Source organism: Synechococcus sp. WC101 (assembly GCF_047461555.1).
Classification (GTDB): Bacteria; Cyanobacteriota; Cyanobacteriia; order Thermostichales; family Thermostichaceae; genus Thermostichus.
This window is the reverse complement of sequence record NZ_JANSHG010000088.1, coordinates 1-10,612: the sequence shown is the minus strand read 5'-3', so window position 1 is coordinate 10,612 and position 10,612 is coordinate 1. Positions and strand designations below refer to the sequence as shown.

General features: G+C 60.5%; 7 protein-coding genes and 2 tRNA genes. 6 read left to right on the top strand and 3 right to left on the bottom strand.

Going from position 1 to position 10,612, the window contains the following annotated elements:
- The first annotated feature begins 153 nt into the window (after positions 1–153).
- The 3 genes from NW809_RS07520 (at position 154) to NW809_RS07510 (ending at position 3,593) form a co-directional block, all read left to right on the top strand.
- Positions 154–390, top strand: coding sequence for a DUF3148 domain-containing protein (locus tag NW809_RS07520; protein WP_041438293.1), 237 nt, complete (start codon positions 154–156; stop codon positions 388–390).
- Between the two features lie 203 nt (positions 391–593).
- Entirely contained in the window at positions 594–2,177 is a 1,584-nt protein-coding gene (gene serA, locus NW809_RS07515) for a phosphoglycerate dehydrogenase (RefSeq protein WP_099812151.1), read from the top strand.
- A 102-nt stretch (positions 2,178–2,279) separates the two neighbouring features.
- Positions 2,280–3,593, top strand: coding sequence for a bifunctional folylpolyglutamate synthase/dihydrofolate synthase (locus NW809_RS07510; RefSeq protein WP_414401852.1), 1,314 nt, complete (start codon positions 2,280–2,282; stop codon positions 3,591–3,593).
- A gap of 62 nt (positions 3,594–3,655) precedes the next feature.
- Here NW809_RS07510 and NW809_RS07505 read toward each other — a convergent pair.
- A tRNA-Pro gene (locus NW809_RS07505) sits at positions 3,656–3,729 on the bottom strand.
- Between the two features lie 299 nt (positions 3,730–4,028).
- On the opposite strand from NW809_RS07505, the gene NW809_RS07500 reads away from it, so the two are divergent.
- Entirely contained in the window at positions 4,029–4,235 is a 207-nt protein-coding gene (locus NW809_RS07500) for a hypothetical protein (RefSeq protein ID WP_143597112.1), read from the top strand.
- A gap of 328 nt (positions 4,236–4,563) precedes the next feature.
- Here the strand turns inward: NW809_RS07500 and NW809_RS07495 are convergent, their stop codons facing one another.
- Complete coding sequence (locus NW809_RS07495) at positions 4,564–5,010, bottom strand: hypothetical protein (RefSeq protein ID WP_011430201.1); 447 nt, start codon at positions 5,008–5,010, stop codon at positions 4,564–4,566.
- Positions 5,011–5,167: 157 nt separating this feature from the next.
- On the opposite strand from NW809_RS07495, the gene NW809_RS07490 reads away from it, so the two are divergent.
- A tRNA-Arg gene (locus tag NW809_RS07490) sits at positions 5,168–5,240 on the top strand.
- Here NW809_RS07490 and NW809_RS07485 read toward each other — a convergent pair.
- Entirely contained in the window at positions 5,241–7,886 is a 2,646-nt protein-coding gene (locus tag NW809_RS07485) for a GAF domain-containing protein (RefSeq protein ID WP_414401851.1), read from the bottom strand. It lies immediately after the preceding tRNA gene.
- 839 nt (positions 7,887–8,725) lie between these two features.
- Here NW809_RS07485 and NW809_RS07480 point away from each other — a divergent pair.
- Entirely contained in the window at positions 8,726–10,519 is a 1,794-nt protein-coding gene (locus tag NW809_RS07480; RefSeq protein ID WP_414401850.1) for a primary-amine oxidase, read from the top strand.
- The last annotated feature ends 93 nt before the right edge of the window (positions 10,520–10,612 follow it).

Genomic DNA, 10,612 nt, shown 5'->3' with positions numbered 1-10,612 from the left:
AGTCAGGAAGAGGTTGTTTGAGCTATGAAACTATATCAACGACCCCCATCATGGGTAAGCGACTAAAGTGGCTAGCGGGCTTTTCCGCCCTGCACTCAAGTGCGGGGCTACCAAGCTATCCTTTTGTTGTGTAGCGTCGATGCTTGTGGGGTCATGTCTGAAGCTCAAGATTTGCTGCCGGTGGGGGCGAGGGTTGAGGTGGTAGAGATGCCTCCTTACTTGAAAACGGCTGACCCGATGCCGATGTTGCGCCCCGCCCATTTGATTCGGCTGCACGAACAAGGGGTGATCTTGCAGCGGCGGCTGTTGGGCACCTACAGTGTGCAGTTTGCCAATGGCATCTTTTTAATTGACGGCAAGTACCTGGCTCTTGTGGGATCCCGCCCGTGAGCGCCGCATCTCCGCCGGAGCTCAGGAGACTGGGACTTTTGCTCTTTGGGAGCTGCGGGTCTTGCGCGTGCCGGCGGACTTTCGCGGTAGATTAAAGGGTGCCGGCTGAGGTTGGGTCAACAGGGTGGCTGGGATCCAGCCTAGCTTGCAGTATTGGCTCTTCTGCTTCTGTTGCCCTACATCCGATTAGGCTATCGTCGCTTATGCCCAGAGTTATCGTCACGGATCCCATCGATCAGGCGGGGATCGACATCCTCTCCCAAGTGGCCCAGGTGGATGTGCAAACCGACCTTACGCCGGAGCAGTTGATCGCGGTCATTCCCAACTACGACGCCATCATGGTGCGCTCCGGCACGCGGGTCACCCGCGAGGTGATCGAGGCGGGGACGAACTTGAAAATCATCGGTCGGGCGGGGGTGGGCGTGGACAACATCGACGTGGCTGCCGCCACCAAAGCTGGGATCCTGGTGGTCAACTCCCCTGAGGGCAATACGATTGCTGCCGCCGAGCACGCCATCGCTCTGATGATGGCCCTCTCCCGCCACATCGCCGATGCCAATGCCTCTCTGAAAGCGGGCCAATGGAAGCGGCAGGAGTTTGTCGGGGTAGAAGTCTACAAAAAAACGCTGGGGATTGTGGGATTGGGTCGCATTGGATCCCATGTGGCCCAGATTGCCAAGGCGATGGGGATGCGGCTTTTGGCCTACGATCCCTACCTTTCGATGGAGCGGGCGGAGCAACTGGGGGTGCGCCTAGTGGATTTCAAAACCTTGGTGCAGGAGTCAGACTACATCACCCTGCATGTCCCCAAGACCCCTGAGACCACTAACCTGTTCAACGCTGAGACCTTCCGCATGATGAAGCCGACCGCCCGCCTGATCAACTGTGCCCGCGGCGGCTTGGTGGACGAGCAAGCCCTTTATGAAGCTCTCAAGTCCGGCCAAATTGCGGGGGCGGCCCTGGACGTCTTTGCCGACGAGCCCCTCAGCAAAGACTCACCTCTCCTTTCCTTGGGCAAGGAGATCCTGCTGACACCTCACCTGGGGGCCTCTACCGAGGAGGCGCAGGTCAACGTAGCCATCGACGTAGCCGAGCAGATCCGCGATGTGTTGTTGGGGCTGCCTGCCCGTTCTGCCGTGAACATCCCTGGCCTGCAGGCGGAGGTGCTGCAAAGCCTCAAGCCCTACCTGGACTTGGCGGAAACTTTGGGCAACTTAGTGGGCCAGTTGGCGGGGGATCGGGTGAGCCAGTTGGAGATCCGCCTCCAGGGATCCCTTGCGGAAAAAGATGGCCAGCCGATCGTCATCGCCGCGCTCAAGGGGCTTTTGACGCTGGCTCTGCGGGAGCGCGTCAACTACGTCAATGCTTCCATCGAGGCCAAGGAACGAGGCATTCGCGTGGTGGAGACGCGAGATCCCTCTTTGAAGGATTACTCCGGATCCCTGACGTTGATTGCCCACGGCCCCAACGGGGTGCGTTCTGTTTCGGGGGCGCTGATCGGGGAGCGGGAGGTGCGCATCACCCAGATCGACGAGTTCCCGGTGAATGTGCCCCCCTCCGCCAACATGCTGATGACCCTGCACCGGGATATGCCGGGGATCATCGGCCGCATCGGCACCCTGCTGGGGGCCTACAACGTCAATATCGCCAGCATGCAGGTGGGGCGCAAGATCATCCGCGGCGATGCGGTGATGGTGCTCAGCCTCGACGATCCTCTGCCAGATGGGATCATCGAAGAGGTGTTGAAGCAGCCGGGTATTCGCGATGCTTTTGTGGTGAACCTTTGACGGCTTCTGCCGCCACTGGGGAAGTGCGCAACCGGCCTGAGCAGAGGGGAGGGCAATCTCTTTGCTGGGGTTGGTGGGGATATCTTGAGTTGAGGTGAACGCTTGAGTCCGAATCACTTGCCGCCGACGGGTGGGATCTCAACCTGGGATTGGCCAGGGTTTCTGGAGTCGCTAGGCCACTTTGGCGTCGACCTCAGCCTGGATCGCATGCAGGTTTTGCTGCAGCGCCTGGGCCAGCCCCAAGCCGGGATCCCAGCCATCCACGTGGCCGGCACCAACGGCAAGGGATCCGTCTGCGCCTGGGTCAGCCACGCGCTGTGGGCGGCGGGCTATCGCGTCGGTCGCTACACCTCTCCCCACCTGGTCAATTGGCGGGAGCGGATCTGGCTGAGCGGCGAGTACATTTCGCCAGGCGACTGGAGCCGGGTGTTGGCCCAAGTGCGAGATTGCCTGCAGACCTACGCTCCAGGCGAGGCTTCCCCCACCCAGTTCGAGGCCATTACCGCCGCTGCCTGGCTGTACTTTCGGCAGCAGAAGGTGGACATTGCCGTGATGGAAGTGGGGCTGGGGGGGCGGCTGGATGCCACCAACGCCGGCATCGAGCCGGTAGTGACCGCCATTACCTCCATCGGCTGGGATCATTGGCAGCGTCTGGGCAACAGCCTGGCGCAAATTGCCTTTGAAAAAGCCGGCATTCTCAAGCCGGGGATCCCGACTGTGTGCGCGCCCCAACCCCCTGAGGTGATGCCCGTGATCCGGGCTAGAGCCGAGCAGACGGGCAGCCCCCTGCGGGTGGTGGAGCCCCTGCACTGGGCCGGTCCTCAGACTGTCTGCTGGCGGGATCAGGTGCTTACCCTGCCTCTTGCCGGTGAGGTGCAACTGATCAATGGGGCGGTAGCTCTGGCCGTTGTGGAGACCCTGCAGGAACAGGGTTGGCGGATCCCAGATGTCGCTGTCGAGAAAGGATTTGCCCTCACCCGTTGGCCGGGTCGCCTACAGTGGGTGCAAATTGGCTCCCGCCAGCTGCTGCTGGATGGGGCCCACAACTTGCCCGCCGCCCAGGCGCTGCGCCGCTACCTAGATGAGCACCAGCCCGGCCCCCTCACCTGGTATATGGGCATTCTCACCACCAAAGACGTCAAGGGCATGCTCGCCACCCTGCTGCGGCCGGGGGATCGCTTCTTCGCCCTGCCCCTCTTCGGCCACGCCGGAACCCATCCGCAAGAACTGGCCCACCTGGCCCAGATCTTGCAGCCCCATCTTCGCTCTGTCCAGGCGCTGCCGGATCTTGCCGCTTTACAAGCCCAACTGCAGCAGCCGGCTGACCTCGACGAGCCGCCCGCGGTTATCTGTGGATCCCTATACCTCTTGGGCCAGGTGATGCAAGCTTGCCTGGGATGGGATCTGGCCTGCTGAGGTTCCTGCCACCAGTTTGGCCGAGCGCCCGGAGACCCCTAGCGCTTCCCCTACCGGCCCCATCGGGATGACAGGATTTGAACCTGCGGCCCTCTGCTCCCAAAGCAGATGCGCTACCAAGCTGCGCTACATCCCGCTCTTGTAATTATGGCAGATGATCAGCTAGAAAGCGCAGGAGCCCCGCCCTGTACCTCCCTAGATCCCCCCGCCCCCCTGCCCCCCGTATACGGGGGGTTGGGGGGGAAGGGGGGCGGTCGGAGCCGGGTAGTGTACGCCAGAGACGAAGAAAGTGTAACGATTTCTCCAACAATTTCGCCGATGTTCTTTAAGAGATTTTGGGGAAGCCAGACAAACTTTTGCGTTATCTGACAAGAAGGTGAAGGAGAAGGGGAGGTTCTGGCTCCTGCGGTAGAAAGGTAGTGGGGCGAGTTGGCCTTGTCTATGTCCGATGAGCTGCTGCGTGCAATCCGCAGACGCGACCTAGAGGCCGCCACCTCAGCCGTGCAGCGCTTGCGTTCCCGCCACCTGAGCGAGGCTGTGATTACCTCGATGGTGATGGTGGCCGTGGAGCGACTGGCCTGGGATGAAGGCGATCGGGCCGCTGCCAGTTGGTTGCTACGTCACTGCTCCAGACGGCGCTGAAGGGATCCGGGCCGAGCGAACGCCTAAAGCACCTGCTGCTCGCGGAGAACCTCGGCCAGCAACCCCGCCAGGGAAGCGGCGATCCCGACCATCGAACACTAGCTCTGCCGTATTGCCCTCCCGGCCAAGGATGAGGATCCCTGGACGGAACACCTCCAGATTTTCAGCTAGAAACCGCAGGAACCCCCCCTATCCCCCCGCCCCCCTGCCCCCCGTATACGGGGGGTTGGGGGGGAAGGGGGGGCGGTCGGAGCCGGGTAGTTTACAGACGAAAACTCATTATGCTCTATCCCTTCCCACCGTCTATACGGTGGGAAATTCCGCGCATTTAAGTGCGCGCCAGCCAGCGCCGCAGCGGATGCCAGGCGGGCAAAGACAAAATCCAGCGGGACTGGCGCTCCAGCATCAAGCGCTCAATAGGATAGAGCCCAAACAGCTCGTAGCGGCTTTGGGCGATCAAGATCCCCAGCGTGAAGCTGACGCAAAGCAGCAAACCAAAGGTGGGCCAGCCGGGCCGGTAAAATAGGGCATAGCGCAGGCCTGTCCAGGTGAAATGGTTCCACAGGCGAACAATATCTGCCCGCAGCGCCCAAAGGCTGGGGATCCCGACCAGCAGCCACAACAGGCCCAGAAAGAGGAAGCTGCCGCCATGGTAGAGGCGCAACAGGCGCCTGGCTGGCGGAGAGAGAGATTCCAGGCCGGGAGGGTTTTCCGACCCCCAGCCGCGAGCAGCCTTCTTTTCCTCGACTGAGCTAGGATCGCGAGGCGATGACATCGAGATCCCGGTTCTCCAAACCAAGACCTTGTCATGATAACTTTAGCGACTGGGATCCCCAAACGAAGCTCCTTGGGGGGCATTAAGAGAGCGGGTTAAGCCGCGTAGCCGACCTCAGAGAGGAAACTCCTCCAAGGATATAATGGCTCTGCAGCTTGCCTTGCTAGCTCAATGGATAGAGCACCGACCTTCTAAGTCGATGGTTGCAGGTTCGAGTCCTGCGCAAGGCGCTAGGTGGATTCGCCTGGGATCCCGGCTTGTGGCGTTCGACTTTGAGAGGGGCACCACACTCGAAAGATGACTTGGCCAGAGTGACTTGCCACCGTCAGGGATCCCTCCAAGATCTCCATAGCCTTTTTGGCCAACGCCAGGCCCAGGCCCGTTCCCCCGGCCTTGCGGCGATCCAACTGCGGGATACGGTAAAACTTCTCAAACAAGCGGGGCAGCGCCTCTGGAGGAATTTCCACCCCTGTATTGCCCACCTCGATCAGCCAGCCGGGACGGCCCTGTTGATGGCTCTGGCTAAAGCGCAAACAGATGCTTTCCCCAGCCGGCGTGTACTTGCAGGCGTTGTTCAAAAGTTCGCCCACCACCCGCGACAACAGGCTCTCATCCGTGCAGAGGGGCAAAAGGTCGGGATCCCATTCCACCTGGAACTGTTGGCCCTGCTGGGCAGCTCGCAGCCGGAAGGGCTCGGAAAGATTGGGGATCCACTCTTGAGGAGATAACCAGGTCAGCTTGAGATCCCTATTTCCGGCTTCAATAGCTTGCAATTCCAAGAGCTCGTTGATCAAGTCCAGCTCGCGGTTGGTCTCCATCTCCAAAATCTGCAAGTAGCGCTGTTCCCGCTCGGTCAGGTTGGCCCTCGATAAAAACCCAATCGCCAGCTTCATGTTGGTCAGAGGCGTGCGCATCTCGTGGGAGACCATGTGCAGAAACTCGTCCTTGAGGTGGTTGAGCTCCTGCAACTGCTGCACCTGCTGCTGCACGGTTTGGTAAAGCCGAGCCTGGCGAATGGCAATTGCACATTGGCCGGCCACCCGCTGCATCAGGCGTTGCTCCCGCTCGCCAAACACCTGCCCCGGCGGACGGGATCCGCAAATATTTCCCAAAAGCAGCGAGTCTTTTTGCTGGCCTGTTCGATCCCGCAAATCGCAGATGGGAACCACCAGCAGGGTATGGCGCTCGTAGCCGGGCCAGCAGGGGTGGCCAAGGTTGCTGAAATAGCAGAACTGCCCACCCCGAAGCTGCTGGAGCACCTCGGCAAAATCGGCAAAGGGGATCTCCAGGGGAAAACGGCGGATCCCTTGGTCGGGCCGATAGTCCACCGCCAAAACGCTGGCCTGTCGTTCTGGGTCGTGCAGGGCAATCCTGCAGCCGGAAAGACCCAGCCTGAGGGCCAGTTCTTGCGCCACGGTTTCCAAAATCTTTTGCTCGTCTAGGCTGGAGCGAATTTCTTCCGTGATCAGTTGCAGCAGGGCCTCGTCTTCGTAGGCTTGCTGCAGTTGGCCGTTGCGCACCCGCACTTGGTAATCCAATTCGGCGTTGGTTTGCTGCAGCTTTTGATAAAGTTCGGCCTGGTGGATGGCCACTCCCAGGTGATCGCCAATCGCTATGGCCAGCTCGATCTCCTCCGCTTGCCAGTCCGGCTCAGAGATCAAGCGCCCTAGGGCTAGGGCGCCCCAAAGCTTTCCTTGGCAGGCCACGGGGATCCCCAGCCAGGGGCCGAGTTGGTGGTCTTGCCTTTCCTGCAGCGCAAACGAATCGGCAACCTGCTGCGGATCCCGCACGTGAAAAACCTGCAGCCGCTTCAACTGCTGGATGGCTGGGATCTCTGGATCATCCGGTATGCGCAGGTGAAGGAAGCTGGGCACCTCAGGAGAGCGGACATGGCCGACAATGGCCACCCACACCCGCTCCTCAGGTAGATATTGGTAAAGGGTAACCCGCGCTGCCTGCAAAACCTGGCCTACTTCCTGCACGGCTACCTCAAAGAGGGTCGGCAGATCCAGGGAGCCGTTGATGGCTTGCATCAGCCGGTTGAACAGTTTTTCCCGCTGCACCTGTTGCTGCAGCTTCAGCTCGGCTTGCTTGCGGGCAGTAATATCCCTCACCATCACCAGCATTTGCTCGTTCTCGAAAGGCACAAAACGAGCCTGCCGATACTGAGGCTCAGAAGAGCATTCCGTCCAGCAGTACTCCATCTCCTGGATTTGCTGGGTGGCAAAGGCCAGCTCCAGATGCTGGCGAACGGCTTGGGCTTCCCCAGGGGGAAACAGCTCTTCCGGGGTTTTGCCCAAGTAATGGTCGGGGGGATACTGCGTCGGAAAGTTGCTGGGGGGCTTGATCTCCAAACATCGGCCCTGGCGGTCGAGGCGAAAGAGCATGTCGGGCAAAGCTTCCAGCATCTGCCGATAGTGGCACTCCCGTTCGGCCAAAGCCGCCTCCAGTTCCTTGCGCTCGGTGATGTCCAGCGTTACGCCCACAACATGGCTGGGATCCCCTTCCGGCCCCAAGAGCACAATGCCCTGGGAGAGGTACCAGCGCACCTGTCCGTTGGCTAAGCAGGCACGGTACTCGACGGCAAAGTTGGGATCCCCCTCCGTCGCCCTGCGCCCCGCCGACTGCAAAGCTTCCTTCACCCTTGGGCGATCTTCCGGGTGAACCCGCTCAAAAAACATCTCCAGGGTGAACTCCTCGCCGGGATCCCGTCCGTATTTGGCCTTGCACTGAGGCGAACTGCTCAGCTCCCTGCTGCGCAGATCCAGTTGCCAGTAGCCCAGTTGGGTGGCTTCCAGAGCCAAATAGAGATGCTCTGGATAAAAGCCGCTGTCTCCTGGCCCCACCGGCACCAGACGGTATCGAGTTGAAGCCATCTCCCCCCACCAAAACGGTTGGTTATTCCAGAAGCCCTGCCTCATTGTGGACGATTTTCATTAGGGGGATCCTCCTGTCGGAAATCCTTAACTTTAGGCATAATTTCAGCACACTGTTCAGGGATGTATTGGGGGACACGAACCTTAAACCCAAGCTAAACTTCAAATTCGCGGGTGGGGGTTGTCGAAAGCGGCGGTGGGCTCTGCGGGGCAGGGCTTGTGGCCGAGGGGGGAGCCTCTGCTATAGTGATGAGCAGTTGCGCCTTGGATCCCAACCCTGGGGATCCCTCCGACAGGTGGGGTTAGGGCAAGCCGAAATGGGTTCGGGTTTGAAAAGAGAGTGGCGCCAGATAAGCCTCTTCTTGGTGGGTTTGCCCTCAGCCTGCGTGAAGCGTTTATTCTTTTTTATGCTGTCCTGTGCCACGTCTGGCCTAAAGCAATTGCTGCTGATTTTGAGCTGGGATCTCTTCCCCCGGAAGCCTATAGTTAGTTTCTGGCGATTGTTCGATATTGTTCGGTTTGCGTTGGCGCGGCTGCCCTCTTCCTTTGGTTAGCGGGCGGGGATCCCCCTCCGGTTGGCTGATTTACGAAGCCGCATTCTTCCTGCCATCCTTTGGTCCTGTTCTCTTGCTGGCCGCGTTTCTCGAAACTGCCGGCTGGCGACAGCGGCCAGCCGAGGAGCGATTTGTCCCGCTGCCGAGATTCTCCCCTGCCCTGTTTTGGTTGGTTGATGAGCTCGCTCAGAACACCTGCGCTGGCGGGCAGGGGGATCCCTGCGGCATTTTTCAACGGATCGTCACCCAGTCAATCCATTTTCTGTAGAATTCAAGGTTATTTCTGTGATTTGTGAACTTCCGCGAAGTCCTCAGTCTGCTCCGCACGATTCGGAGCGCTATCGACATCGCCCGTCGAGGGGCTCTGCTTCCCGGCTGGAGTGGCCCAGCCACCCTCTGGATCCCCTAAATGGCGAAGAAATCCGGGAAGTGGTCAAAATCCTGCGTCAGGAGCGCCCTCTTGCTTCCCGCTGCCGCTTCGTCACCATCCAACTGCAGGAGCCGGAGCGGCCTTGGATGGAAGCGTGGCAGCCGGGCCAGCCCTGGGATCGGCAGGCGTTTGCGGTGCTGTTGGATCCCGCCGAGGGCAGCACGTATGAGGCGGTGGTCTCCCTCTCCCGGCAGCAGGTGTGCTCTTGGCAGCTCGTCCCCGGCGTGCAGCCGCCCCTTTTGGACGATGAGGTGTACGCCTGCGACCGCCTGCTCAAGGCGGATCCCCAATTCCTGGCCGCCCTGCAGCGGCGGGGCATTGCCGATGTGGAGCGGGTGATGGTGGACTACTGGACGGTGGGCTACTTTGGGATCCCGGAAGAAGAGGGGCGGCGTCTGGTGCGGGGCCTGTGTTTCCTGCGCACTTCTCCTTACGACAATGGCTATGCCCGTCCCATCGAGGGCCTCTACCCCTGGATCGACCTCAACCAAATGCAGGTGGTCAAGGTGGAGGATCGCGGCCCCTGGCCTCTGCCCCCGGAAGATGGCAATTTCGACGAGATCTTCTTCAAAGAGTTTCGCCAAGATTTGAAGCCTTTGGAAATTACCCAGCCCCAAGGGGTGAGCTTCCAGGTGGAAGGCCATCACATCCGCTGGCAGAAGTGGGATCTGCGCATCAGCTTTAACCCCCGCGAGGGGCTGGTGCTGCATCAGGTGGGCTATGAGGATCAGGGCCGGCTTCGTCCTATCCTCTACCGCGCTTCGGTAGCCGAGATGGTGGTGCCCTACGGCGATCCCCGCGATCCCCACTGCCGCAAGAACGCCTTTGACGTGGGGGAATACGGCATCGGCATGCAGGCCAATTCCCTGCGCCTGGGCTGCGACTGCCTGGGGGAGATCTACTACTTCGATGCCTGGCTGCCCAGCAACAGCGGCGAGCCCATGCTCCTCAAAAACGCCATCTGCATGCACGAAGAAGACTTCGGCGTGCTCTGGAAGCACACCGACTGGCGCACGGAGCGAGCCCAGGTGCGGCGCTCGCGGCGGCTGGTGCTCTCTTTCTTTACCACCATCGGCAACTACGACTACGGCTTTTTCTGGTACTTTTACCAGGATGGCACCCTGGAGTTCGAGGCCAAGCTCACCGGCATTATCAACACCTGCGCCACCCTGCCGGGGGAGGAGCCGGAATTTGGCGTCTTGGTGGCGCCGCAGCTCTCTGGTCTCAACCACCAGCACTTTTTCACCGTTCGCCTGGACATGGCGGTGGATGGGCCGGGCAACTCCCTCTACGAAGTGCATGCCGAGCCGCTGCCGCCGGGGCCGGATAACCCCTACGGAAACGCCTTCCGCGCCCGCTCCACCCTGCTCAAAACCGAGCAGGAAGCTAAGCAAACGGTGGATCCCTTGCGGGGGCGCTACTGGAAGATTGTCAACCCCAACCGCCACAATCGCCTGGGGCAGCCGGTGGCCTACAAGTTGATCCCAGGAGAAAATGTCCAGCTCCTGGCCCACCCCGACTCCTGGCTGTATCGACGGGCGGGGTATTTGGCCCACCACCTCTGGGCCACACCCTATCACCCTGGCGAAAAGTTCCCGGCGGGGGACTACCCCAACCAACACCCCGGTGGGGAAGGGCTGGTGAAGTGACATCTTCTCCCGCTAGGCCCTGACGGGCTGTAGACGGGAGCTTCCGAGAATCACTTCCCGGAGTTGCTGCTTCAACGGACTGGTAAACCAGGA

Coding starts and splice junctions, on each gene's coding strand:
- NW809_RS07495 (WP_011430201.1), bottom strand. CDS start 5,010: ATGTCATCGCCTCGCGATCCTAGCTCAGTCGAGGAAAAGAAGGCTGCT.
- NW809_RS07520 (WP_041438293.1), top strand. CDS start 154: ATGTCTGAAGCTCAAGATTTGCTGCCGGTGGGGGCGAGGGTTGAGGTG.
- serA (WP_099812151.1), top strand. CDS start 594: ATGCCCAGAGTTATCGTCACGGATCCCATCGATCAGGCGGGGATCGAC.
- NW809_RS07485 (WP_414401851.1), bottom strand. CDS start 7,886: ATGGCTTCAACTCGATACCGTCTGGTGCCGGTGGGGCCAGGAGACAGC.